This is a genomic window from Nocardia asteroides, from assembly GCF_900637185.1.
Taxonomy (GTDB): Bacteria; Actinomycetota; Actinomycetes; order Mycobacteriales; family Mycobacteriaceae; genus Nocardia; species Nocardia asteroides.
Genome location: NZ_LR134352.1, coordinates 1476663 through 1501343, shown reverse-complemented (window position 1 = coordinate 1501343; position 24681 = coordinate 1476663). Strand labels below are relative to the sequence as shown.

Here is a 24681-nt window from a genome sequence, read left to right as displayed (position 1 = left end):
CGACCTACCGGCGCACACTGGGAACTGAAGGCCCGATTTGGGGTCCGGGGTGACTACCGGCGTTAGTGTTGGCGGCGGGCGGATCGACAGGGGTGGACTATGCGTGACCAGGGGCTTTCGCGGCGCGGGTTGTTCGGGGCCGCGGCCGCGCTCGCCGTCGGCGCTCTCGCTGGATGTGCTGCGGCGCAGGGTGATTCATCGGCGCAGGTGTACCCGGCACCGTCCGCCGAGCGTCCGGTTCCCACGGCCCGGCCGATATCCACCGTGGTCGAACCACCCCTCGCCACCTCGCTCGGTGTCTCCCCGGCCGACGTCGCCGCGAGGTACGCGGGCGCGCAGCCGCGGGCATGGGGTGTGGCGATGCCCGGGATCACCAGTAGTTTTCCGGCGGTCGGCAAGCAGGTGGCGCTCACCCTCGACGCGTGCGGCGGGCCGGGGAACAGCGAGATCGACCAGGCGCTGCTGGATCTGCTGGTCGCCGAGCGGGTGCCGGCGACCCTGTTCCTCAACAAGCGCTGGATCGACGCCGATCCCGGCCGGGTGCAGCGGCTGGCAGCGAATCCCCTGTTCGAGATCGCCTCCCACGGTGTGGCGCACAAACCGCTCTCGGTGACCGGCCGGGCGGCCTATCGGATCGCGGGCACCGCGTCGGCCGACGAAGCCGTGCACGAGGTGTGGGCCAATCACGAACGCATCCGCGAGCTGACCGGGCGCGCACCTCGCTTCTTCCGCGCGGGCACCGCCCACTACGACGACGTGGCGGTCGCCATCGTCAACGACCTCGGCGAAATCCCGCTCGGCTTCACGATCAACGCCGACTCCGGCGCCACCGCCTCGGCCACCCAGGTCCACCACACCCTGACCACAGCAACCCCCGGCGCCATCGTCCTGGCCCACATGCACCGCCCGAAGTCCGGCACCGCCGCCGGCCTGTCCACCGCCATCCCCACCCTCCGCAACGCGGGCTTCACCTTCGTACACCTGTAGCCGCATGCCTCGGCGGCCGCGACCTCAGCTCAGGGTCGAGAAGTCGATGGCTACCGAGGCGCCGCGGTCGACGGTGAAGAAGGCGGCGTCGAGGCGGGTGCCGAGTTCGATGAGGCCGACGGCGGCCAGGGGGACGGGCTGGATGAGGCGGACTCGCCAGGGGGTGGGTTCGTCCCAGGCGCGGAGTTCGAGGTCCAGGCGCAGGATGGGGTCGTCGCGGCCGGTGTAGTCGGCGGCGATGGGGGCGACGGCGAGGACCGTGGCCTCGGCGCGGCGGCCGTTGGCCAGGATCTTGGCGGCGGCGCTGCGGCCGGACTGCGGGACCTCGGGAACGAACAGCACCACGCGTTCGCGGTCGCCGGGGTCGACCCGGCAGCCGACGGTGTCGCCGGGCTGCATCCATTCCAGGTCCTGGCTACGGACCCGCTGGCGGACGCGGGCGTCGTAGGCCAGCTCACCGGGCAGGTGCACGCGCACCGAGAAGCGGTAGCCGCCCTCGCCGCGACGGGACCGCGCCGACAGCACGGTGGCTGTCGCGGGTAACCCCCTGATCAGCAGTTCCCGCCGGGAACTCTCCGCCAGCAACCCCGGCCGACGGCCGAAAGCCCAGGCAAACCGGTCGAGCAGGGTCCGACCCGAGTCGGCCACGGCGAGGCTCATAGCGAAACTGTAATGCGAACGGTGTACTCACCAAGGCAAATTCCCCGCATGCCCCGCGCCCAGCCGAGCGCCCCGCCCCGAATCCACCTGGTCACCCGACCACTTCGCCCGCGCCTACCAGGTAGTAGCCGTGAACCGAGTGGGGCGCCTCACAGCCGCCTCCCCACCCCTCCCCCGTGCGCGTTCGACCATCGGCGAACCACTAAACTCGCCCGCATGACCAGTGCGTTCCCGACCATTCCCGCCGACCTCAAGCCCGCCGACGGACGGTTCGGCTGCGGCCCGTCCAAGGTCCGTCCGGAGCAGCTGCAGTCCCTGGTGACTGTCGGCGCCTCCGTGTTCGGCACCTCGCATCGCCAGAAGCCGGTCAAGGACGTGGTGGCGCGGGTGCGCAACGGCCTGCGTGAGCTGTTCTCCCTGCCCGAGGGCTACGAAGTGGTGCTCGGCAACGGCGGCACCACCGCGTTCTGGGACGCGGCCGCCTTCGGCCTGATCCGTGAGCGCTCGCTGCACCTGACCAACGGCGAGTTCTCCTCGAAGTTCGCCTCGGTCGCCAAGGGCAACCCGTTCATCGGTGACCCGATCGTCGTCTCGTCGGAGCCGGGCAGCGCGCCCGAGCCGGTCTCGGACCCGACCGTCGACCTCATCGGCTGGGCCCACAACGAGACCTCCACCGGTGTCTCCATCCCGGTGTCGCGTCCGGCCGGTTCGGAGAACGCCCTGATCGCCATCGACGCCACCTCGGGCGCGGGCGGTCTGCCGGTGAACATCGCCGACTCCGACGTGTACTACTTCGCCCCGCAGAAGTGCTTCGCCGCCGACGGTGGCCTGTGGATCGCGATCATGAGCCCGGCCGCGCTGGCCCGCGTCGAGGAGATCAAGGCCTCGGGCCGCTGGACCCCGGAGTTCCTGTCGCTGCCGATCGCCATCGACAACTCCACCAAGGACCAGACCTACAACACCCCGGCGCTGGCCACCCTGCTGCTGTTCGCCGACCAGATCGAGTGGATGAACGCCAACGGCGGCCTGGACTGGACCGTCAAGCGCACGCTGGACTCGTCCTCGCGCCTGTACTCGTGGGCCGAGTCGAGCTCCTTCGCCACCCCGTACGTCACCGACCCGGCGCACCGCTCGCAGGTCGTGGGCACCATCGACTTCGACGACGCCGTCGACGCCGCCCAGGTCGCGAAGATCCTGCGGGCCAACGGCATCGTCGACACCGAGCCGTACCGGAAGCTGGGTCGTAACCAGCTGCGTGTCGGCATGTTCCCGGCGATCGATCCGGAAGACGTTTCGCAGCTGACCCGTTCGATCGACTGGGTCGTCGGTCAGCTCTGAGATAAGACCGCAATCAGGGCCGGTGCCCGGTGAACTTTTTTCGGTTCGCCGGGCACCGGCCCTTTGCGTGCCTTCGCCGCGGATTCGCAATATTTGCATTCCGAGGTGGGTCCACGGTGCGCGAATTGATGTTGATCCATCACCAAACTGCCTGCACACGACCAGGATTCGTGTGCTGAGCCGATCAGATTAGCGGGACCTGAGGTCCCGGTGCGCGATTTCGGTCGTGCGTGTCTGCTGCGGCGGGCAAGTAATGTGCACTACTGTCTAGGAAAGTGGGCGGTGTCGTAGCCGACGCGATAGGGAGGTAACGGTGCGTGAACTTCGAGTGATCGGGGTGACGCCCGACTCCACGCACATCGTGTGCAGTGACACCGAGTCCGGCACCAAGTTCCGGTTGCCCGCCGACGACAAGCTCCGCGCGGCGGCGCGCGGCGACCTCGCACGATTCGGCCAGATCGAGATCGAAACGGAAGCGTCTATGCGTCCTCGCGATATCCAGGCCCGTATTCGAGCCGGAGCGTCCGTCGAGCAGGTCACGGCGGAGTCCGGGATGCCGGCCACCAAAGTCGAACGATTCGCTTATCCGGTGTTGCTGGAACGTGCCCGGGCGGCCGAACTGGCCCAGAAAGCGCACCCGGTGCGGCCCGACGGTCCGGCGCTGGAAACGCTGCACGAGATCGTCACCGCGGCGTTCGCCGAGCGCGGCCACACCATCGAACAGGCCGAGTGGGACGCCTGGAAGGACGAGAAGGGGTTCTGGGTCGCGCAATTGCAGTGGCGGCACGGACACTCCGAGATCGCCGCGCACTGGCGCTACCAGCCCGACGCGCACGGCGGCTCGGTCTCCCCGCTCGACGACCCGGCCAACGACCTGATCGACCCCGACTTCGGTCGCGCGCTGCGCGGGCTGGCCACCATCCTGCCGACCCCGGCCGAGCAGGCCGCGCCGGTCGTCGAGGCACCCAAGCCGGTCGAGCCGCGTCCGCGCGAGCCCGTCGCCGCGCCCACCGCGCGCCCGACCAGTCGTCCGGCCGCGCAGCCGACGCTGGACGAGTACTTCGAGCAGCGCGCGGTCGCCGCCGGTGGTGGCGCCGCGGCCATTCCGGCCGCGCCGGTACCCACCGCGCCGATCCCGGCGGTGCCCGCAGCGCCCGCTCCGCAGCCGGCGGCTCAGGCGGAGAAGGAACCGGTCGCCAAGGAACCGGCGGCGGACAAGCCCGCGGCCAAGCCGGCGCGGACCAAGCGGGGCAAGGCGCCGATGCCGTCCTGGGAAGACGTCCTCCTGGGCGTCCGCAGCTCCGGGCACTGACTCCCCCGCCTCTCCGCGATTCCGGCCGGGCTCAGGATTCGGAGCGAGTGTCGTCGGCGGCCGGCGGGCTGTAGCGGGTCGCGGGAGCCCGTGCCCGGTGAGTTACCCATGTTCTTGCGTTGGCTGGTTATTCGGTTGAGGTGGGAGGTGGTGGTTGGTGCATTCGGCTTCCACTCTCTGGTACGTGGATACGGCCGATCCGCTCAGCGTGCTGCGGGGGCGTCCCGAGCCGGATGCCGCCGCGGCGGCGGCGTTGGCCGGGCAGCTGTATCACGAGCATGATGTGCGGCCGATCATGGTGGGGACGCTGAACGGGTGTGCCGCGCCGGATCGGGACGAGGTCTACATCGGGTGTTATCCGGGGCTGACCGTCGTGTGTACGGCGGAGGCGGCGCTGGTGCGGCCGACGAAGCTGCCCGATCTGCTGGTGCGGCCGCTGGCGTCGGAGCACACCTATCTGGTGTCGTTCGACTCGACGCTGCACTGGGGTGCGTTCGCGCACTGGGAGCGCGGCGAGTTCCGGCGGTCGTTCAGTTCCACCCGGGTCGACATCCTGGAGAACGAGGGACTGCCGATGGTGTGGGAGCGGCCGTTCTGGGCGGGCGAGCGGCCCGTGCCCTGGCGGAGCGAGGACCGGCCCGGCCCGCAGTCGCTGCCGTTCGACCCACCCGACTTCGCCGACGCGGCCAACGGCGCCTGGCTCGGCTTCCGCTACCGCACCCCGGCCGTGCCGGACCGGCTCGCCCCGGGCGACCTGGCGGTCTGCGGTTTCACGCTCTACCCGAAAGGCCAGGCGCCGCAGCCGCAACCACAACCGGTGCAGGCGGGCAGCCCGGGCGCGGCCACCCGGCGCAAGCGCGGCCTGTTCGGCTGGCTGCATCGCACCGACCGGGTGCTCTGAGCTAGCCGGTCAGCACCTCGACGAGCACGGCGAGCCAGCCTGCCACGACACCCAGCGCCGCGCCCGCCAGCACCCAGCGCACCACGGGCGTGAACCGCCAGCGCCACGCGGTCGGCGCCACCCCGCCCGCGGCGACCACGTTCACCACCAGCGCCAGCAGCGGATGCACCGTCGCCAGCGCGGCCCCGAACGCGTAGACCCCCACCGCGCCGAGCGCCGCGACCAGCACGATCACGGTGCAGCCCGCCGCCCACGGCACCGAATCCGGCTGGGCGCGATAGGGTCCGTCCGGTTCCTGCTTCACGATGTCCGCACCCGCTCGTAGAACGCCATGGCCGCCGCCGTGGCCACATTCAGCGAATCGGTGCCCGGCGACATCGGAATCCGCGCGCGCACATCGGTGGCCCGCATCGCCTCCTCGGTCAGGCCGGGGCCCTCCGCGCCCAGCAGCAGCGCCACCCGGTCGCCGGTCATCGCCGTCGCCAGGTTCACCGCCGCCGGATTCGGGGTCAGCGCGATGATCTGGAAACCGCGCGCCCGCAACAGGTCGAGCCCGCCGGGCCACTGCGGCAGCTGCGCGAACGGCACCCGCAGCACATGCCCCATCGACACCCGGACCGCGCGCCGGTACAGCGGGTCGGCGCATCGGTCACCGAACAGCACCGCGTCGGCGCCCAGGCCCGCCGCGTTGCGGAACATCGACCCCAGATTCTCGTGATCGTTCACGCCCTCGAGCACCGCCACCGTCCGCGCGCCGTCGAGCACCTCGTCGACACTCAGCTCGGCGGGCCGCGGCGCCACGGCCAGCACCCCACGATTCAGATGGAAACCGACCACCTCCGCCATCACCTCGGCGCTGGCCCGGTAGTACGGGATGTCGCGGCCGGCCAGGTCGTCGGCCAGCGCGGCGTAACGCTTCTCGACGCCGAGCAGGGCGCTCGGGGTGAACCGTGAGCTCAGCATCCGCTGCACGACCACCACGCCCTCGGCGACGACCAGGCCCTTGCGCCCCGGCAGGTCCGGTCTGCGGTCGGCGGAGGACAGGTCACGGAAGTCGTCCACCCGCGCGTCGGCGGGGTCGTCGATGTCGATCACTTCGGCCACCGGACAATCCTGGCATGATGAATAGATGAAGATCGTCCAGTTGATCTTGAACATCCTGTGGGTGGTGCTGTGTGGCTTCTGGATGGCACTCGGCTACCTGCTCGCGGCGCTGATCTGCTTCATTCTCATCATCACCATTCCGTTCGGCATCGCCGCGTTGCGCAACGCCGGCTACGTGCTGTGGCCGTTCGGCCGCTCCGTGGTCGACAAACCGGGCGCGGGCGCGGGCTCGCTGATCGGCAACATCATCTGGTTCATCTTCGCGGGCTGGTGGCTGGCGATCGGGCACATCGCCACCAGTCTGGCGCTGGCGATCACCATCATCGGCCTGCCGTTCGCGTGGGCGAACCTCAAGCTGGTGCCGCTGGCCCTGTTCCCGCTGGGCCACGAGGTGGTCGACTCCGACGACGCGCGCAGGCCGGCCTGATCACTCCGAGCCGGCGACGATCTGGTTCATGATCTCCACGGCCTGATCCAGGATCTCGATCTGCTCGGGCCGCAGCCCGGCCAGCTGCTCGGTCATCCAGGCCTCGCGGGCATGGGTCTCGTCCGCGATGAGCGCGCGACCCGCGGGCGAGAGCGAGACGATGATCTGCCTGCCGTCGGTCGGGTGCGGACGGCGCTGCACCAGATCCAGGTCCGACAGCGACGCGATGACGCGCGTCATCGACGGCGGCTGCACCCGCTCCCTGCCCGCCAGCGCGCCCGGCGTCATCGCACCATCACGCGCCAACGTCGCCAGCGCCGACAGCTGGGTGAGCGAGATCTGCGCGTCGGCACGGCGGCCGCGCAGGTGTCGCGTGAGCCGTACGACGGCCAGTGAGAGGTCACCGGCCAGGGCACGGACGTCCGATGGCGTTGTCACAGTGCAGAACTCTACGGTACGGCCGCGCCCCCTGATGAGTTTCACCCCGCTACGATTTGGGTATGGATAACGGCCGCGTCAGTTCCGCGATCCCCGAACTGCCCCACAGCCTGGTCGATCCGCGGCCGGTGGTGCTGGCCGGTTTCGTCGCGTGGCTGGTCGCGACGGCCCTGGTCTGGCTGAATCCGGCCTGGTCAGAGGCCCGTCCGGTGTGCCTGATGGGCCTGGCGGTCGGCGTGCTCGGCGTCTCGATCTGGTTGGCGCAGCGCCGGTCGGCCCGGCGCGGCGACAAGGGTGCCCAGGTGGGTCTGTCGACCGACTAGCCGGTCACCTCGAACTCGGCGCTGGTCCCGCTCACCGGACGCAGGGCGCCGTCGGCACCCAGCGCGTCGGCGAAATGGACGAACCGGTGCGTGCCCGGTGTCGCCGCCGCGGGCACGTCCCAGGTGAAGCGCGCGATCGAGATGCCGTCGCCGTCCTTGCGCCAGTGGAACCGCACGTCCCACTCCCCCTCGTTGGCTACCCGGACCCACTCGCCCGCGCTCGTCCGGCGCTGCACGAGCAGGAAGGTGTCACCGCGCCGGGGATTGTGTTTCGGATGCGCCGAGACGAATTCGACGGCGACGCGCGAACCGCGGGCGCACTGCGCGGGCGGCTGCACCAGGACGTCACCGAAGGCACGCCCCCGCGGCGTCGCGTCCGGGCCCGGCGCGACCGCCAGATTCGGCTGCAACGCCGACACGTCACGCGGCGCCGGGCCGCGCCCGATCGCCGCGCCCGCCACGAAAGCCGCAGCGAGCCTGGTGAATTCCTGCTGGTACGCGCACAGCGTGTAGCGCCCGAACAGGGTCGACGCGCCCTCGTACTGCTGCACGTCGTACTCCTCCGGGGTGGTGACGTACTCGTGGTAGGAGTTCGCGTAACCCTGGAGCAGCACCTGTTCCGCGTCGACACCCAGCGCGGCGGCCACCGCGCGGCGCACCCGCAGACCCGCGACGATGGTGAATTCCGCCCCCGCAGCGGCCAGATACAGCCCACCGATCCGGATCAGCTGGATCGGCACCACATTCGGCACCCACGGCACCGGCGGCAGCAGGCCCAGCGGCACCGCGATCGCCTTGGGCGCCTGCGCGTCCGCCAGCCAGGCCGGGTGCGGGTGGTCGATGCCGCCGAGGAAGTCCACCATCGGATTGCGCACGCCCTCGGGAATCGGGCCGCCGGGCAGGCCGGGGCCGTCCTCCACGCTGCCCGCGATCAGCGAGACACCCGCCGCGGCGGGCGAAGTGCGGTGCGGCGCGCCGTCGGGGGTGAAGCGGCCGTCGACGGACACCGCAGCCAGGTCGATGTAGCACAGCAGCGAGTCGACCGCGCCGGTCATCGAGACCGCCTGCGCGGCAGCCGCTCTGGAGGCCGCGTACTGGCGTTCGCCGAGGATGCGGGTGTTCTCGAATTCGTCGGTGGTCGGCCCGTCGCCGGGACGCAGGTTCAGGTTGGGCGACATGTCGCCCGCGTTGGTCTGCGCGAACGCGGCGAGATAGGACGGCTGCCCGTCCAGGTGGCGGACCCCGTGCTCGAGGTGCTCGGCGGCGTAGCTGGCGTAGCCCTTGTTGTCGGAGCTGATCAGGCGGTTCGCGTTGGTCATCGAGGTGTTGTGGGTGGCGAACCAGGTCAGCGCGCCCACCTCGCGGCCAGCCCTGGTGAAGACCAGCGTGGTCACCGCGGGGTCGATGGCGTCGGGGAACAGGGCGCGCTCGGCCTCGGGGTTGCGGTCGAAGGCCACCCGGGAGCGGTTGACGCTGGCGTCGTGCAGGGTCGAGCGGCCGAGGGCGATGGCGCCGGGCCCGAAATCGGCGTCGGCGGCGACGATCGCCTCCACGATGCCGTTCACCTCGGCGTCGTAGACCTGCTGCTGAAATCCCAGGGTCGCCAGGGTGTAGGCGTAATCGTGTGCGGAGCCGCCACAACTGGCGTGGGTATGGGTCGAGGTGAGCACGACATTTCGCTCGGTGTACCGGTCACCGAATCGCCGCGCGAGTGCCAGCAGTACCCCGCCGTGCACCGAACCGAACACCGCGCCGTTCTCCACCGCGACATAGGCGATGCGATTTCCGCCCGCGCCGATCACGAAGGCGCGCGCACGCGGGCGCAGATGAATTCCGGCGGTCGCCTGGTCGAGTTGGGAGTAGCCCATCATCCCGCATTCCGCGGCCGGGCCGGTGAGATCGGCGATGCCGAGCCCGAATTCGAACTCGCCCGGCGCGGTATTCGCGCGCGCGGCGGGTGCGACCGCGTCGGCGAGTGCCGAGAGGGCAGGCACGGCGGCGACACCGAGCGCCGAAGCGGTCAGCACAGTACGGCGGGACAGGGGCATGGGAACTCCTTCGCAACTTCCGTTTCGGAGACAACCACATCAACTGGTCACATGTCCAGGATTTTCTCGCGGACCGGCGAATTGACTGTTTGCCACGCGAGCGCTTAACTCGCTCACGTGTCCTCCCGATTGAGCGTCGAAGAACGACGAGCCCACCTGATCGAGGCAGCGATCGGTCTTGCCGAGAAAAAGGGCGTCGCGGGCGTGACCACGCGCGATGTCGCCCAAGCGGCCGGTGTCTCGCTCGGTGTGGTGCATTACTGTTTCGAAAACAAGGACGCGCTGATGACCGAGCTGGTCAAAGCGTTGTCCGTGGAATTGCGCGATTCCGTCGATGCCGATGATTCGCTCTGGACCGAAGCCGGAACCGGAAAAGAAGCGCTTCTGAAATTGGTCCGTTCCGGTCTCGAACTGATGTGGCGCAACATCGAAGCCACTCCGGAACGACAGTTGCTCACCTACGAGACCACCACCTATTCGCTGCGCGAGGGCGAGGCCACACCGGCCAAGATCGCGATCTCCCGCGAACAGTACGCGTTCAACGACGGCACCGTCCGCGACATCATCGACCACTGCCGCGAGGCCACCGGCACCGCCTGGAACACCCCGGTGACCGACCTGAGCCGCTTCATCCTCAACGTCATCGACGGCATCGTGCTGCGCTGGCTCGTCGACGACGACAGCGAGGCCGTGCAGACCCAGCTCGACCTGCTGGCCGAGATGATCGTGGCGCACGCCGAGTAGTCAGACCCGCGGCACCTGGACGTGCACGGCGTCCTCGGTGCGCCACCAGGGCACCCGCACGGTGCCCGTGAGCGCGCCACGCAGGTGCACCTCCAGGGTCTCGTGCAGGACCAGCGCGCCCGTGGTCTCCACCGGGGACCAGAGCCTGCGCAGCACCACGCCCATCGGGTCGTCGGCCCAGGTGGTCCAGCGGCCGGTGCCCAGTACCTCGGCACTCACCTCCTCGGAGACCAGCGGCAGATCGAGCAGGGCCGCCAGCGCCTCGGCGTTGACGTCGTCGCCCGCCACCAGCCGGTCCGGGGGCACGACCAGGCCGAAACCGGGCTCGTCCAAGACCATCACGCTGCCCGCGTCGACGACGGCGCCCGAGAGCGCCCGCACCTGCGGCGGCAGGTCGAGTTCGCGCGGGTCGAGCGCGCCCGCGGCGACGGCGGCGGCCAGCCGGGCATGGGTGCGCGCGACCACCTCCGGCGCCGGGGTGTTGGCCGGGTCGGCGAGGGCGTCGAGGAGTTCCTCGGCCAGTTCGGCCGACATCACGTCCGGGTGCACCAGGACCGGGCGCAGCGCGTCCAGGTCGGCGCCGGCGAAGCCGTCGGCCGCGAACACGGGCAGCAGACCGGCGAACTCGTCGTCGGCGGGGTGGCGGAACCGGCCGAGTGCGATGCCGTCGAGCTGGGCGTGGCGGTGCAGCCACCAGGCCGTGTAGCCGTCGCGGTCGGCGAGCAGGGCTCGGGTGCGCGGATCGTCCAGCAGGCGGCGCAGGGCGGCGGGCCAGCGGTTCTCGTCGACCAGATCGAGGTCGCGGACCGCGGCCAGCTCGCGCGGGTCCTCGGGAAGGGTGTCCCACCAGGCGGATTCGTCGTCCAGGTCGTGGTCCGGGCCGATCGGGTCGGGATCGGTGACCACGGCGAAGTCCCAGCCGACGCCGATCGCGCGCAGCGCCTGGTCGCCGTATTCGGCGACCACGACGTCGTCGACGGTGCCGAAGGGCGAGTCGTCGACCTGCACGGCGGCGAGCGGGGCGCCGGGCAGCAGCAGTTCGTCGGCCGGGCGCAGTTCGCCGGTGTCGTCGGGGAGTTCGAGCAGGCCGAGCCAGGCCGGGAGCAGTTCCGCCGTGGCGAACGGGGCCAATCGCAGCACCGCCTCGACGGTGTCGGGGTCGGCCGGGTCGTGCTCGAGCAGATCGTGCAGGCCCGGGTCGGACAGCAGGTCCTCGGCGGTGGCGCTGCGGGCGCCGAGGCGGGCCAGCAGGGCATGGGTGGCGTCCGGGTGGACCAGGCGAGCCCAGTGGACCGGAACGGCCACGGTGAGCTGGTCGTCCAGGACGACGGTGCGCGGGCCGGTGACGAGTCGTCCGTCGGCCAGCGGGACCGCCAGCGCGCCGAGTTCCTCGGCGGTGAGGGTGTCGGTGACGAACGGTTCCAGGGTGGCGTAGAACCGCTGCCACCAGTGTGGTTCGCGATCGAGACCGCTCGACAGGTCCGCGAGCGCGGCGGGACCGAGGCGGTGCACGTCCAGCACCGAGAGCTTTTCCTGGGCGGCGCGGTCGGAGAGTTCCGGGATCACCAGGGGGCCGGTGATGTCGGCGAGCATGGTCGCCAATTCGGGGGTGAGATCGGGGAAGACGTGGGCGCGGGTGGGGATCGCGCACGGGGCGGGTCGGGTGATCGAGTCCGCGTCCTGTGATCCGGTTGATCCCGGAACATCAGTGGTGGACCAGTCGAACTCAGCCGGGGCTTCTTCGGCGGCAGTCACGGTCGACTGCGGCGCGGCCAGGGTGAAAGCAGCTGTGGGATCGGTGGTTCGGAGACTGTCGCCGACCGAGTGGAGTGCGGGCAGCTCGGCCGCGTCCTCGACGGTCGTGAAGCAGACGGGGAGCCAGGCGTTGGCGCGGAGGTCCGCCAGGACGGCTTCGCGCAGGAGACCGTCGGCCTCGCTGCGGGCGAAGCCGGGGGTCGGGACGAGCACGAGGCGGTCGGCAGGCGGGAGGGCGCGGGCGAAATCGGCGTAGCCGGTGGCCAATTCGGTCAGGCGGGCGCCGGGGAGGAGGCGGCGGCGGTCGGGCTGCATGGGGATGTCGGCTACCAGGACGGCGGGCAGCGACAGTTCCTCGTCGGAACGGGTGGGGGCGCGCAGCACGTCCGGGGCGGTGGCGACGGGGCGGCCCGCGCGTAGTGGGAGCAGCCAGCGGGCGCGGGTGGTGCGGTACTGCCACCAGCGCTGTGTGATTCCGTCCGGGCCGGTGATCGACAGTTCGGTCAAGCCGTCCCGGCCGGAATCCTTCTCCGTGCTGGTGAATTCGTCGCCGTTGACGCGAATCCGGTGCAGGGCGGGCAGTTCCAGGAGGAGATCGGCTGCTTCGGCGCGCAGGGCGTCGAGCAGGGCGGCGGAGTCGATCTCGTCGCGCAGGTGCACGACGATCTCGGTGTCGTAACCGGTGACCGGGGTCGTCGGGACCGGCCAGGCCAGGCGCAGGACCGGCGGGGCGATGGCCGCGAGATCGTCCGGGATCTCGATGCCGTTGTCGTGCAGCGCGTTCAGTGTCGCGACGCGAGAGAAGCGGATCGAGCCGGTCGTGGAGCGGACCTCGATCTCGTCGCCGACCGACCGCACCGCCGTGAAACCCACACCGAACCGGCCCACCTGATCGGCCGCGGACTTACCGGAGGCGCGCAGCGCGGTGAGCGCGTGCACGCCGGAAACGTCGAGCGGCGCACCGGTATTGGCGACATGCAGGCGCCCGTCGAGCACCCGCACCGCGAGCTCACCGGCCACCCCCGCCTTGGCCGCGGCATCGGCCGCGTTCTGCGCGAGCTCGGTGAGCACCCGATCCCGGTAGCCCGCGGCCACCAGATCCGCCTCGGTGGCACTGTCCTCGCGCAGCCGCGTCGGCGAATCACGCCAGGCGGCAAGCACTCCGGCACGCAGCTCCGCGGTACCGAAGGGATCCGCCGAACCGTTCAGCGCGCCACCGACGATCCGTGCTCGTCCACCGGCTCGCCCTCGGCGCCCGCGGGCCCCGAAGCCGGCGGCACATCGACCTCCGCGGCAGCGGCGATACTCGCCACCCCGTCAGCGGCCGAATCGGTTTCGTCGACCGGCTGGTCGTCACCGGCGGCCGCGGCGGCCAGCGAACCCGCCGCGTCGGCGGCTTCCTGCGCCACCGATTCGCCACCGGGCTGGGCGACGTCGTCTGCCGCAGGCTTCTCCGCCGAGACAGACTCACCAACAGCCTGGATCCCGACGTTCGCCGTCGGCTCGGAAGTCTCGGTCGCCGTGTCCACCGCGATCGGCTCGGCGGAAACCTCGGTCGCCGTGTCGGCCGCGATCGGCTCAGCGGGAACCTCGTCCGCGGCGTCGGCCGTCGTCAGCTCGGCAGGACTTTCGGCCGCCGCGTCAGTCACCGTCGGCTCGGCAGATTGTTCGGCCGCCGTGTCAGTCGCGAACAGCTCAGCAGGCGCCTCTGTCGCCGGGCCCGAAGCCGGGGGGACCTCGACCTCGATGGCGACGCTCGCCGCGACCTCTGCGGCCGAAAGCGATTCGCCGACCTGGTCTTCTCCGGCAGCGGCCGTGGCCGGCGCAGAGGCCGCCGAAGCGGCTGCTTCCGCCACCACGGGCTCGACGCTCGAGCGAGCATCCCCGCCCTCGGCGCCTGCAGGACCGGCGGACGCGGATTCGGCAGCCGGTGCGGCGGTGCCCGCAGCATCGACGCCCGCAGCGGCGGGAGCGGTGGTGGGCGTCGTGTCAGCGCCGGAGGTGGCCGCAGCGCCAGCGGTCGGTGCATCGCCAGCCGCAGCATCGCCAGCCGCAGCGTCAGCGGCAGCGGCGTCAGCCGCAGCGGCAGCGGCAGCGGCGTCAGCCGCAGCGGCAAGGTTGGCTGCGTTGTTCTCGTCGGCAGCAGTTTCTGCCGACGAGCTGGAGGCCGTCGTAGTGGACTGGTCGGCCGCTGCTTCGGTCCGGTCGGTGGCGGACAGCGATTCGGATTCCGGGGCCTGCTCGGCGGCTACGACTTCGTCGGCCGATTCCGGGGTGGCACCTTCGGCCAGGGCGGCGCGGTCGGCGGCGGCCGCGTCGGCGGCCTCGGCCTCGGCGGTTTCCTGGTCGAGGACAGGCTCGGTGGCGGTCGACTCGGCCGAGACGACGGTGGCAGCCTGGGCATTGTCTGCGTCGGCAGCAGCGGCGTCAGCGCCTTCGGCAGCACCATTGACGCGGACGACCTCCACGATGTCCACCGCGTGGTCGTCGAACGCTTCGTAGCGGGGGGAACCGTTGCCGCTGGGGGCGACGACGTCGGAGTGGGCACCGCAGCCGTATTCGATGTGGACGACGTGGCCGTCGGCGCCCATCGCGTTGCCGCAGACGCCGAAGGATTCGCGCAGGGCGCCGGCCAGGGGCAGGTAGAAGCCGCAGAGGCCGCAGGTGGAGGGGGCCGCCTTGGCCATCTCGGTGTCGGGGCCGAACTCGGTATACCAGCGCTGGGCCGCTTCGACGCGGCCCTCCAGGCTGAGCACCTGGGTGCGGCCGAGGCCGACCTCGCGGGCCACCTCGTCGACGACCGGGTCGCCGGTGGCCACGTAGCCGGGGACGAGGCGGGGATCGTCGGCGGGCGGGGCCAGCAGGTCGCCGGGCCCGAGGTCGCCGGGACGCACCCGCTGCTCCCACGGGATGAAGTCGGGGGCGATCAGGGCATCCGGCCCCGGCAGCAGCGCCGACTCGCTGACCGTGGCGTATTCCGCCTCCGGCGGCGCGGCCACGACCACAGCCCACTGCCAGCCGCGATAACCGGCCAGGGTCGTCGCGAACCGGTGGGTGGCCGCCGTCTCGTCCTCGGCGGTCACCCCCAGATGCTCGCCGACGCCCTCCGGCTCCAGCTCGACGAGCGCACGACGTGCGACTTCGGCCGCATCGGCCAGAACAGGACGCACGCCGGACTCCGAAACAGATACTGCGCTCACGGCATACATTTTGCCGTATGAAGCGCAATCGGAGTTCGTTGGCCGTCGCCGCGCTGGTCAGCCTGCTCGGCGTGGCCGCCTGCGGCACCTCGGGGACGGCCGATCCGCCGCGCTGGCGGGTGGAGGTGATCGGCTCGTCACCGCACGATCCGCAGGCGTTCACGCAGGGTCTGGAGGTGGTCGACGGCGTCCGCTACGAAAGCACCGGCATGTGGGGCGTGTCGACCGCGCGCACCGCCGATCAGGCGACCGGCGCCGAGACCGCCCGCGCGGAGCTGCCTGCGGAGATGTTCGGCGAGGGCATGACCAAGGCGGGCGACATCGTCTGGCAGCTCACCTGGCAGGACCACGTGGCCTTCGCCCGCGACCCGCGAACCCTGGCCGAGGTGCGCCGCGCCGAGTACGCGGGCGAGGGGTGGGGGCTGTGCGCGCAACCGCAGCGGCTGGTGATGAGCGACGGCACCCCGACCCTCACCTTCCGCGATCCGGTGACCTTCGCCGAAACCGGTTCAGTGACCGTCACCGGCTATCCGGACGCGAAGCCGAACGAGCTGGACTGCGCGCCCGACGGCACCGTCTACGCCAACAACTACCCGTCCGACGAGATCCTGCGCATCGATCCGGCGACGGGCGAGGTGCTGGCGGTGATCGAGGCGGGCGGACTGCTCACCCCGGCGGAACGGGCCGGCGCGAATGTCCTCAACGGCATCGCCCACCTGCCCGGGACCGACCGTTTCCTGCTCACCGGCAAGTACTGGCCGCGGCTGTTCGAGGTGCGATTCGTGCCGAAATAGCCGGGTGTGGCGGACATGGCCGCGCCGCGGGTGAACGCGCGAAGCCCGCGTGCGCCAGAATTGGACTGTGACTACGCCCCGCGATCCATCCGGTCCCGACCGTGGTCGCCGGGACGGTACCGCGGGCACCCCGCCCGGCAGGCACCCCGGTTTCGGGCAGTACCCGCCGCGCGCAGGCCGGGGCCGGGACGAGCGGGCGCGCCCGCGCAAGGTGTTCCCCCGCCCGGACTCCCCCGACCCGCCGACGGTTCGGTCCAAGGGCCTGTTCCACCGTGGCCGCGCCGAACCGGACGCCGCCCCGACCACCCCGCTGCGCGGTCCGCAGCCCCGCGAACGCGCCCTGCCGCCGCCGGAGGACAAGAGCGGCCCCGCGGGCACCCGCCCGCTCCCCCGCGGCGACGAGCCCGACGACGAGCCGGTGACGCAGCAGCGGATCCCGCGCAAGCTCACCGTGACCAGGGTCGCCGCCATGCGCAGCCGGGAACTCACCGAACGCGGATTCGCGACGTTCCAGCGCGCGGCCAAGGCCGACGGCGCCGACCAGTCCGGCCTGACCGCGCTCACCTACGCCACGATGGCCAACTTCGCCCTCGACGCCGCGATCGCCGTCGCCCTGGCCAACACGCTGTTCTTCGCCAGCGCCACCGCCGAGTCCAAGACCAAGGTGGCGCTGTACCTGCTGATCACCATCGCCCCGTTCGCGCTGATCGCGCCGCTGATCGGTCCGCTGCTGGACCGGTTGCAGCGCGGCCGCAGGCTGGCGCTGGCGACGACCTTCGGTGTCCGCGCGGTGTTCGCGGTGCTGCTGATCGTGAACATCGACACCTGGGGGCTGTATCCGCTGGCCCTGTGCATGATGGTCGGCTCGAAATCCTTCGCCGTTCTCAAGAGCGCGGTGACGCCGCGCGTGCTGCCACCGGACATCGACCTGGTCCGCACCAACTCCCGGCTGACCGTGTTCGGGCTGGTCGGCGGCACCATCGGGGCCGGCGCGCTGGCCGCGCTCGCGGCGCTGATCGCGTCGTCCACCGGCGCGCTGGTGCTGGCCACGGGCATCGCGCTGGCCGGCGCGTACCTGAGCCTGCGGATTCCCTCGTGGGTGGAGGTGACCGAGGGCGAGGTGCCCGCGACGCTGAGCTATCACGGTCCCGACGCGCACACCGAGGTGCTCGAATTCGGCAAGGAGTCCGCGGTGCCGGCGCGCAAACGCCGCCAGCCGCTGGGCCGGGCGGTGGTCACCGGCCTGTGGGGCAACAGCTCGATCCGCGTGCTCACCGGCTTCCTCACCTTCTACATCGCCTTCGTCGCCAAGGGTTCCGGCGGCAGCCCCACCGAGCAGGCGGCCATGCTGGCGCTGGTGGGCGCGGCGGCCGGGATCGGCAATTTCGGCGGCAATGCCACCGGCGCCCGGCTGCAGCTGGGCAGGCCGTCGCTGGTGGTGCTGGGCTGCACGGCGGCGAGCGCGGCGGTGGCGGTGTTCGCGATGTTCACCGGCAACCTGTTCGGTGCCGCGTTCGCCGCGCTGGTGGCCTCGGCGGCCAGCGCGCTGGCCAAGGTGTCGCTGGACGCCGCCATCCAGGACGACCTGCCACCGGAGTCGATCGCGTCCGGGTTCGGCCGGTCGGAGACGGTGTTGCAGCTGAGCTGGGTGGTCGGCGGCGCGGCCGGTGTGCTGCTGCCGATCGAGTTCTGGAAGGGTTTCGCGGTGATCAGCGTGGTCCTGGTGGCCGGGCTGATCCAGACCTTCGTCAGCTACACCGGACATTCCCTGCTCCCCGGTCTGGGCGGCAACCGCCCGCAGCACGCCGAACAGGAAGTGCCGAACACGCATCCCGGCCGGGTCGGTCCCGGTCCGGGTCACCGAGAGACAGGAGACCCCATCCGGTGAGCAAACCAGGAGTCCGCACGATCGTCGCGCTGGTCGCGGCAGGCCTGGTCGCGGTCGCCGCGGTGACGACGGGTGTGGTGGCCTACGCCGCGTCGAACGCGACCGAGCACGACCCGCAGATCACCGCGTACGCGAACCGCGAGACGATCACCGTCGACCCGTTCCTGTACTGCACGGTGACCATGACGGACTGCCGGTACGGCGAGACCGCGGTGCTGGCGACGAAGACCGGTGAGCCGGTGCAGCTGTCGCTGCCCAGCCAGATCGCCGAGTCGCCCTGGCTGGTCCAGCTGATCTATCAGCGTCCCAGCGGCGAACAGGTCGACCGGGTGCTCAGCTTCGCCGACTACACCGCGGGCGCCCGCGCGCTCACCATCGAGACCCTGCCCGAGCCGGAGCTGCGCCTGGCCGGGATCGAGGTGCAGCTGCCGATCCTGGCCCGCGACACCGTGACCGGCCGCGAGACCTACATCCCGCACGCCGCCTGGTCGATCAGCACGCCCGAGGCCTGACACGACGCGGCCCCGGACACGTGCGGTGTCCGGGGCCGGGTCGGTGACTCAGTGGTGTCGTGACTCAGTGGTCGAGTTCGCGGGCCACGGCCCGCACGACCTCGGAGATCCGCTGGGACAGCTTGCGATCCGGGTACTTGCCGCGGCGCAGATCCGGCTGGACCTTGGTCTCCAGCAGCGTGATCATGTCCTCGACCAGGCCGTGCAGCTCGTCGGGCGACTTGCGCGGGCCCGCGTCCTTGCGGCTGGTGGCCTGCTGGGACTGGTTGCCGCGCACCGTCGGCGGCGCCTCGAGCAGCTTCAGGCTCAGCGCCTGCGGGCCGCGACGGCCTGCCGCCATGCCGAATTCGACGCGCTGGCCGGGCTTGAGCCCTTCGACGCCGTCGGGCAGCGCGGAGGAGCGGACGTAGACGTCCTCACCCTCGTCTTGGGAAAGGAAGCCGAAGCCCTTCTCGACGTCGTACCACTTCACCCGGCCGGTCGGCACTGCGCTCACCCGTTCATCATTCGTCAACCCGGACCCTTGTGGCCCGGGTTACAGCTGCTTGTCGCGAAAAGAACGCGCCCCACAACAAGGCAGGACGCGCGATGTGCCCAGAGTCTACCCCGGTGGCTATAACGCGAGCACATCAGTTTTACGGTGCAACGGTGACCAACACACCTGAGCCCGCCACCCCGCCGCCCGCGGAGGGTCCCCGCCGATCCGGCGATCGCCTGCTGCAGCTGGCCGTCGCGCTGTTCGGTATCGGGATCCTGGCCGTGGTCGCCATCTTCGTGTGGGCGATCGTGGCGGACTCCGCGCCGGGGCTGTGGCTGTACCTGTTGGCGATGCTCACCCCGGTCGGCTTCCTGCTCGGCCTGGTTTTCGCGTTGTGGTCGGGGCGACGCGCGCGTTGACGCGTCAACCGGTTACCCCGGCGAATCGATACCCAGACGCGGGTGTGATCCTCGTCACATAACGACAAGGTCACGAACTGAGCGTGCAGGCGTCGCGCACACCTAGCACCCCGACTACCTGCGCCGACACTCGGGGATCACCCTGAGACCACCCCGAGACCGCCGCGTACACGCCGGTTACCAAATAGTGACTTTCCCCGCTGTCCGTCGTACCGTTTCTCTCAGCCGGGGCAACCCCCGGAACCACCGGCCCGCCGCACCGAACCTCACCCCGCGGGTACCGGACCCCGACTGGAATCAGGGGTGGGGGCGGACCGGGAGACCTCTCGATCCGGGCCACATGCAGGTGCGCACGAGAGGAAGAAACCCGATATGAGTGGACGCCACCGCAAGCCGACTTCCACCGGCCGCACTGTCGCCAAGGTCGCCGTCACCGGCGCCATCATCGGCACCGCCAGTGCAGCTTTCGCAGGAAACGCCAGCGCGGCCCCCGACTCCGACTGGGATCGCCTCGCGCAGTGTGAAGCCGGCGGCAACTGGGGCATCAACACCGGCAACGGCTACCAGGGTGGGCTGCAGTTCTCGCCCTCCACCTGGAACGCACACGGTGGTGGCGAGTACGCCGCCACGGCCAACCAGGCCACCCGCGAACAGCAGATCGCGGTCGCCGAAAAGGTTCTCGCTTCTCAGGGTTGGGGCGCCTGGCCCTCCTGCTCGTCCAAGCTGGGCTTGAGCAGCGGCCCGACCGAGCGGATCGCTCCCTCGGCCCCGAGCTGGGCCCCGCAGGTCAACGTCCCGCAGGTGCAGGACCCGAGCCAGGAAGTCTTCCAGGCCGTGGACCGCGCGCTGTCCGTCGTGCAGCAGCAGGGCGTCGCCGTGCCGCAGCAGGCGCTCGATTTCTTCAACTCGGCCAAGGGCACTCAGCTCGACCCGGCCGTGATCGACTTCTTCGAGGCGAACAAGGGCCTGCTGCCCTCCTGATCGCCCGCGCACACAACTAGAGCCCGCATCCATGAGGATGCGGGCTCTTGTCTTTCCCGTCCGAACTACACCCGGTTGATGACAGTCTGGGGGTGGATGTACGGCAGCGACGATGCCGGGACGGGAAACTCGGTGTCCTCACCGAAGGGCGAGAGGTTACCGGCGCGGGTCGCCGACAGTTCGGTCACGGCGTGCTCGCCGTCGGCCACCTGCGGCCAGCCGTTGTCGACGTAGGGTTTCTTCGATTTGTTCACCACGGGCTCATTCTGGCATACCCGCCCAGGGCTGTTTCGCGGCTGGCGCCGCAGTTCTCGGCCTGCTCCCTCGACCTTCCCTCACTACGGGCACTCCTTTGTCGCACCCTCCGCTCAGTCCAGGTCGAGGCGGCCGCGAACTGTAGGCTGGATCGGATGATCGCGACGGACTCCCTCGCCGATTGGCTCGGTGCGCGCACCGATGCCCAGCTGGTGAAACTGCTGCAGTTGCGGCCCGACCTCGCGGTGCCGCTGCCCGCGTCGATGTCGGTGCTCGCGGTGCGGGCCCAGCAGCGCGCGTCGGTGCTGCGCGCCGCCGACGACCTGGACACGCTCGAGTTCGCGATCATCGAGGCGCTCACCGTCAACGAGGACGCCCGCACCATCGGCACCGAGCTGACCCCGCTCACCAAGACCACCCTGCAGGCGCAGTTCACGGGCCGGGTCACCAAGACCGCGCTCACCGCCGCGCTGACCCGGCTGCTCGATCGCGCCCTGGTCTGGCAGACCGGCGACGCCCTGCACCTGGCCCCCAGCGCCGCCGAGGCCCTGCCCTGGCCCCTCGGCGCGACGACGGCGCTGCCGGACGCGCTCACCGAGCCCGAGGTGAACACCGCGCTCGCCCAGGCGAGTCCGCCCGAGCGCGCCCTGCTCGACAAGCTGGCCACCACGGGCCCGCGCGGCCGCACCAGGGATGCCGCGCCGGGGACCCCCGCCGATCGTCCGGTACAGCGGTTGCTGGCGGCCCGGCTGCTGCACTGGATCGACGCGGAGACCGTCGAACTGCCGGTGACCGTCGGCCAGGTGCTGCGCGGCGACCCGGTGACCGACCCGCACGCCCTCGCCCCACCCAAGCCCACGCTGACCAAGAACCCGCCCGCCGAGGTGAACGCCGTCGGCGCGGGTGAGGTGGGCGAGCTGCTGCGCGACTGCGCCGATCTGCTCGACGCGCTGGGCAAGCTGCCCGCACCCGCCCTGCGCGCCGGCGGACTCGGTGTGCGCGAACAACGCAGGCTCGCCAAGTCGACCGGTATCGACGAGCAGCGCGCCGGGCTGCTGCTGGAACTGCTGGCCGCGGCCAAGCTGATCGAGAAGGGCCTGCCCGAGCCGCCGCCGGAACTCGACACCACCGACGACTTCTGGGCCCCCACCCCCGCCGCCGACGCCTGGCAGGACGCGCCGCCCGCGACCCGCTGGGTGCTGCTCGCGCAGGCCTGGCTGGACCTGGACCGGATGCCGTGGATGATCGGCCTGCGCGACGCCGCCGACAAGCCGATCGCCGCCCTCTCGGCGGAACTGCGCATCCCGCACGCCGTGCGCGACCGCCACGCCATCCTCGGGCTGCTGGGTGAGTACCCCAGCGGCACCGCGCTGACCGCGACCGATATCGGCAAGCTGCTGGCCTGGCGGATGCCGCGCAGACGCAGGCACTTCCGGCTCGACGCGGTGACCGCGACGCTGGCCGAAGCCGCCGCGCTGGGCCTGCTCGGCCGCGGCGCGCTGGATTCGGCCGCCAGGGCGCTGTTGCACGGCGCGGCGACCAGTGTGGCCGACGCCGAGGCGGAGATGGCCGCGGCGCTGCCCGAACCGGTCGACCATGTGCTGGTCCAGGCGGACCTGACGGTGATCGCGCCCGGCCCGCTGGTGCCCGAGCTCCAGGGCAAGATCGCGCTGGTCGCCGATGTGGAGTCGGCGGGCGCGGCCACCGTGTACCGGGTGGGCGACGCCTCGGTGCGCCGGGCACTGGACGCCGGACTCACCGCCGCCGAGCTGCACGCCCTGTTCGCGACGCATTCGCGCACACCGGTTCCCCAGTCGCTGACCTACCTCATCGACGACGTGGCTCGCAGGCACGGACAGTTGCGCGCTGGCATGGCGCAGTCGTTCCTGCGCAGCGACGACCCGGCGCTGCTGGCCCAGGTGCTGGCCGCGCCGGTGGCCGAGACGCTGGCATTGCGCGCGATCGCGCCGACGGTGGCCATCGCGCTGGCCCCGCTGAGCGAACTGCTCGAGCAGCTACGCGCGGCCGGATTCGCCCCCGCGGGCGAGGATTCCGCGGGCGCGATCGTCGACCTGCGCCCGCGCGGCTCCCGCATCGCGGTCCGTCCGCTGGCCCGCAAGCCCTACCGCCCGAATCCGCCCAGCGAGGAGCAACTGGCACTGCTGGTCACCGAACTGCGGGCGGGCGAGCGCGCGGCGGGCGCCCGCACCGGCCAGTCGGTGCGCGCCGACGGCACTCGCACCGGCACCGCGGCCACCCTGGCGCTGCTCCAGCTGGCCGCCAGGGTGGGCCGCCCGGTGAACATCGGCTACGTCGACGCCCAGGGCGTGGCGAGCCAGCGCGTGGTCGAACCGCTGCGCGTCGGCAACGGCCAGCTCGACGCCGTCGACCCCGTCACCGGCACCACCCGCCACTTCACCCTGCACCGCATCGCGTCGGTGGCCTTGCTGGACTGAACCCACCAACACAACTGACCACCACGACCCGACCCCGAGGAGGGTCCGCCGCGCAGCGGCGGTTCGCGGCCGTCCCGCCGGTCAGGTGCCGGTGCGTAGGCGACGCAGGAGCAAGCACCGGCGCCTGACCGGCGGGACACCAGGGGCCGCGAACTCGAGCGCGCCAGCGCTCCAAAATTACGGCTTGGCCAGGCAGAACGTCGCCTTGGGATCGGCGACCGTGCGGAACTGGGTGGCGTCGGCGCCGCACTGGAGTTCGTCGGCGACGCCGTCGATGCGCTTGACGACCTTGAAGGTGGCCTCGGGCGCGGTGCAGGCGACGGCTTCGGCGGGGCGCTTGCCCGCGTCGGCGTAGCAGTTGCCCTGGGCGAAGTTGGGTGACAGGCACAGCGCGGTCTTGGTGTCACCGACGGTGCCGTTGAAGGTCGCGTCCTCGACGGCGCAGGTGAGCGGGGCCGCGCCGACCTGCACGATCCGATAGTTCGAGGCGGACGCGGCGCAGTCGCCGACCTTGCCCTGCATCGCGTCGGCCGCGTTGTCGGTGACCTCGACGCAGGAGCCCTTGGCGAGCGAGCCGCCAGCGGCGGAATCGCTGTCCGACGAACAGGCGGCGACCGCCCCGACCAGCGCGACCGTCGCCACGGGGGCGAGCACGAGCCGTGCCAGCAGTCGCTTTCCTGGGAACAACACTGAAAACCTCACTCACCGAACGGTTCAGGCATACATGACCGCCGGTGACGATACCCAAGCCGGTGTGGAGTGTGTTCGGCTACACCACACCCTGGCTACCATCACAAAGATGACCCTCGACGACGTCGCAGGCGAGCTGTACGGCCTCGACCCCGGCGACTTCGTGGCGACCCGCACCGAGCGGGCCGCCGAGGCGCGCGCGGACGGGGACCGTGACCTGGCCAAGGCCATCACCGCGCTGCGCAAACCGACCGTCGCGGCGTGGACGGTCAACCTGCTGGCCCGGCACGCTCCCGGGGAGATCGCCGCGCTGCTCGACCTGGGCGACGCCCTGCGCTCGGCGCAACGCCAGCTCTCCGGCGACAAACTCCGCGCGCTCGGCGCCCAGCGTCAGCAGGTCGTCAACGCCATGACCAAGCGGGCGGGCGAGCTGGCCGCCGAGCACGATCGCCCGGCGAGCGAGCAGGTGCTCCGCGAGGTGGGTCAGACGCTCACCGCCGCGCTCGCCGACTCCGATGTCGCCGAGGTGGTCCGCTCCGGCGTCCTGCCCGCCACCGTCACCTACGACGGTTTCGGACCCGCCGGCCTGGTCGCCATCACCGGCGGCAAGGCCTCGGCTCCGGCCAAGCGGGCGAGCACCCGCAAGTCCACGGCGTCGGCCGAGGACGCGGAGAAGAAGCGAAGGGCCGAGGCACAGCAGGAACTCGACGACGCCGAATCAGCCCTGGAGACAGCGCGTTCGGCACGCGACGAGGCGGAAGAAGCCGCCGCCCAGGCGAAAACCGAACTCGACGAGATCGAGTCCCGCATCGACGAACTGCGCGCCGAGCTCGAGCACGCCGAACAGCAGCGCCACTTCGCCCGCACCACCGAACACCGGGCCCGTGGCGAGTTGACCTCGGCGCGTACACAGTTCGATCGCATGCGGCGGTGGGCCGAGCGGGCGCGGGACCGGCTCGACGAGCTCTGAG

23 protein-coding genes and 1 pseudogene are annotated in these 24681 nt (G+C 71.2%); 14 read left to right on the top strand and 10 right to left on the bottom strand.

The annotated features are described in order from the left end of the window. Positions 1-264 precede the first annotated feature (264 nt). The gene (locus EL493_RS07205; protein ID WP_019044937.1) at positions 265-987 is read left to right on the top strand and encodes a polysaccharide deacetylase family protein; all 723 of its coding nucleotides are present in this window, start codon (positions 265-267) and stop codon (positions 985-987) included. Between the two features lie 24 nt (positions 988-1011). On the opposite strand, the gene EL493_RS07200 is transcribed toward EL493_RS07205, so the two are convergent. After that, entirely contained in the window at positions 1012-1647 is a 636-nt protein-coding gene (locus EL493_RS07200) for a hypothetical protein (RefSeq protein WP_019044936.1), read from the bottom strand. 216 nt (positions 1648-1863) lie between these two features. On the opposite strand from EL493_RS07200, the gene serC reads away from it, so the two are divergent. The 3 genes from serC to EL493_RS07185 all read left to right on the top strand — a co-directional run bounded on the left by serC (position 1864) and on the right by EL493_RS07185 (position 5198). After that, positions 1864-2985, top strand: a complete 1122-nt coding sequence (gene serC, locus EL493_RS07195) for a phosphoserine transaminase (protein ID WP_019044935.1) — start codon at positions 1864-1866, stop codon at positions 2983-2985. 313 nt (positions 2986-3298) lie between these two features. After that, a complete protein-coding gene (sepH, locus tag EL493_RS07190) occupies positions 3299-4297 on the top strand; it encodes a septation protein SepH (RefSeq protein ID WP_022565882.1) in 999 nt (332 codons plus the stop codon). 157 nt (positions 4298-4454) lie between these two features. Then, complete coding sequence (locus EL493_RS07185; protein ID WP_198040795.1) at positions 4455-5198, top strand: DUF6928 family protein; 744 nt, start codon at positions 4455-4457, stop codon at positions 5196-5198. Between the two features lies 1 nt (position 5199). Here the strand turns inward: EL493_RS07185 and EL493_RS07180 are convergent, their stop codons facing one another. Together EL493_RS07180 and EL493_RS07175 are read right to left on the bottom strand one after the other, a co-directional pair. After that, positions 5200-5502 (bottom strand): DUF2537 domain-containing protein, encoded by a 303-nt coding sequence (locus EL493_RS07180; RefSeq protein ID WP_019044932.1) that lies wholly within the window; start codon positions 5500-5502, stop codon positions 5200-5202. After that, positions 5499-6302: a TrmH family RNA methyltransferase gene (locus tag EL493_RS07175; RefSeq protein ID WP_019044931.1), complete on the bottom strand. Its 804-nt coding sequence runs from the start codon at positions 6300-6302 to the stop codon at positions 5499-5501. The genes EL493_RS07180 and EL493_RS07175 overlap by 4 nt, the downstream gene beginning before the upstream one ends. A 25-nt stretch (positions 6303-6327) precedes the next feature. On the opposite strand from EL493_RS07175, the gene EL493_RS07170 reads away from it, so the two are divergent. After that, positions 6328-6729: a YccF domain-containing protein gene (locus EL493_RS07170; RefSeq protein ID WP_019044930.1), complete on the top strand. Its 402-nt coding sequence runs from the start codon at positions 6328-6330 to the stop codon at positions 6727-6729. On the opposite strand, the gene EL493_RS07165 is transcribed toward EL493_RS07170, so the two are convergent. After that, positions 6730-7167 carry a MarR family winged helix-turn-helix transcriptional regulator gene (locus tag EL493_RS07165; RefSeq protein ID WP_019044929.1) on the bottom strand — a complete coding sequence of 146 codons (438 nt, stop codon included), beginning with the start codon at positions 7165-7167 and terminating at the stop codon, positions 6730-6732. It lies immediately after the preceding gene. A gap of 62 nt (positions 7168-7229) precedes the next feature. Between EL493_RS07165 and EL493_RS07160 the strand changes: the two genes are divergently transcribed. Beyond that, positions 7230-7490: a DUF2530 domain-containing protein gene (locus EL493_RS07160; RefSeq protein WP_019044928.1), complete on the top strand. Its 261-nt coding sequence runs from the start codon at positions 7230-7232 to the stop codon at positions 7488-7490. On the opposite strand, the gene EL493_RS07155 is transcribed toward EL493_RS07160, so the two are convergent. Then, positions 7487-9538, bottom strand: a complete 2052-nt coding sequence (locus EL493_RS07155) for a neutral/alkaline ceramidase (RefSeq protein ID WP_019044927.1) — start codon at positions 9536-9538, stop codon at positions 7487-7489. The genes EL493_RS07160 and EL493_RS07155 overlap by 4 nt on opposite strands. Before the next feature lie 204 nt (positions 9539-9742). On the opposite strand from EL493_RS07155, the gene EL493_RS07150 reads away from it, so the two are divergent. Beyond that, complete coding sequence (locus EL493_RS07150; protein WP_019044926.1) at positions 9743-10282, top strand: TetR/AcrR family transcriptional regulator; 540 nt, start codon at positions 9743-9745, stop codon at positions 10280-10282. Here EL493_RS07150 and EL493_RS07145 read toward each other — a convergent pair whose 3' ends face one another. After that, positions 10283-13198, bottom strand: coding sequence for a sacsin N-terminal ATP-binding-like domain-containing protein (locus EL493_RS07145; protein WP_019044925.1), 2916 nt, complete (start codon positions 13196-13198; stop codon positions 10283-10285). Between the two features lie 1217 nt (positions 13199-14415). Further along, positions 14416-15246 (bottom strand): annotated as a pseudogene (locus tag EL493_RS32930) (DUF3027 domain-containing protein); the annotation flags it as partial. An 8-nt stretch (positions 15247-15254) separates the two neighbouring features. Here EL493_RS32930 and EL493_RS07135 point away from each other — a divergent pair. The 3 genes from EL493_RS07135 (at position 15255) to EL493_RS07125 (ending at position 18431) form a co-directional block, all read left to right on the top strand. Beyond that, a complete protein-coding gene (locus tag EL493_RS07135; protein WP_019044923.1) occupies positions 15255-16031 on the top strand; it encodes a glutaminyl-peptide cyclotransferase in 777 nt (258 codons plus the stop codon). 67 nt (positions 16032-16098) lie between these two features. Then, positions 16099-17919 (top strand): MFS transporter, encoded by a 1821-nt coding sequence (locus tag EL493_RS07130; protein WP_022565875.1) that lies wholly within the window; start codon positions 16099-16101, stop codon positions 17917-17919. Beyond that, the gene (locus tag EL493_RS07125; RefSeq protein ID WP_019044921.1) at positions 17916-18431 is read left to right on the top strand and encodes a DUF2771 domain-containing protein; all 516 of its coding nucleotides are present in this window, start codon (positions 17916-17918) and stop codon (positions 18429-18431) included. The genes EL493_RS07130 and EL493_RS07125 overlap by 4 nt, the downstream gene beginning before the upstream one ends. A gap of 64 nt (positions 18432-18495) precedes the next feature. Here EL493_RS07125 and EL493_RS07120 read toward each other — a convergent pair whose 3' ends face one another. Next, entirely contained in the window at positions 18496-18918 is a 423-nt protein-coding gene (locus EL493_RS07120; protein ID WP_019044920.1) for a cold-shock protein, read from the bottom strand. A gap of 161 nt (positions 18919-19079) precedes the next feature. Here EL493_RS07120 and EL493_RS07115 point away from each other — a divergent pair, with 161 nt between their 5' ends. After that, the gene (locus EL493_RS07115; RefSeq protein WP_019044919.1) at positions 19080-19328 is read left to right on the top strand and encodes a hypothetical protein; all 249 of its coding nucleotides are present in this window, start codon (positions 19080-19082) and stop codon (positions 19326-19328) included. A gap of 372 nt (positions 19329-19700) precedes the next feature. Further along, positions 19701-20309: a transglycosylase family protein gene (locus EL493_RS07110; RefSeq protein WP_019044918.1), complete on the top strand. Its 609-nt coding sequence runs from the start codon at positions 19701-19703 to the stop codon at positions 20307-20309. Positions 20310-20374: 65 nt separating this feature from the next. Here EL493_RS07110 and EL493_RS07105 read toward each other — a convergent pair whose 3' ends face one another. Continuing rightward, positions 20375-20566 carry a hypothetical protein gene (locus EL493_RS07105; protein WP_019044917.1) on the bottom strand — a complete coding sequence of 64 codons (192 nt, stop codon included), beginning with the start codon at positions 20564-20566 and terminating at the stop codon, positions 20375-20377. Between the two features lie 153 nt (positions 20567-20719). On the opposite strand from EL493_RS07105, the gene EL493_RS07100 reads away from it, so the two are divergent. Beyond that, positions 20720-23020: a helicase-associated domain-containing protein gene (locus tag EL493_RS07100; protein ID WP_019044916.1), complete on the top strand. Its 2301-nt coding sequence runs from the start codon at positions 20720-20722 to the stop codon at positions 23018-23020. A gap of 177 nt (positions 23021-23197) precedes the next feature. Here the strand turns inward: EL493_RS07100 and EL493_RS07095 are convergent, their stop codons facing one another. Then, a complete protein-coding gene (locus EL493_RS07095; RefSeq protein WP_019044915.1) occupies positions 23198-23710 on the bottom strand; it encodes an LppU/SCO3897 family protein in 513 nt (170 codons plus the stop codon). 109 nt (positions 23711-23819) lie between these two features. Between EL493_RS07095 and EL493_RS07090 the strand changes: the two genes are divergently transcribed. Further along, positions 23820-24680 carry a hypothetical protein gene (locus EL493_RS07090; RefSeq protein WP_019044914.1) on the top strand — a complete coding sequence of 287 codons (861 nt, stop codon included), beginning with the start codon at positions 23820-23822 and terminating at the stop codon, positions 24678-24680. Position 24681 lies beyond the last annotated feature (1 nt).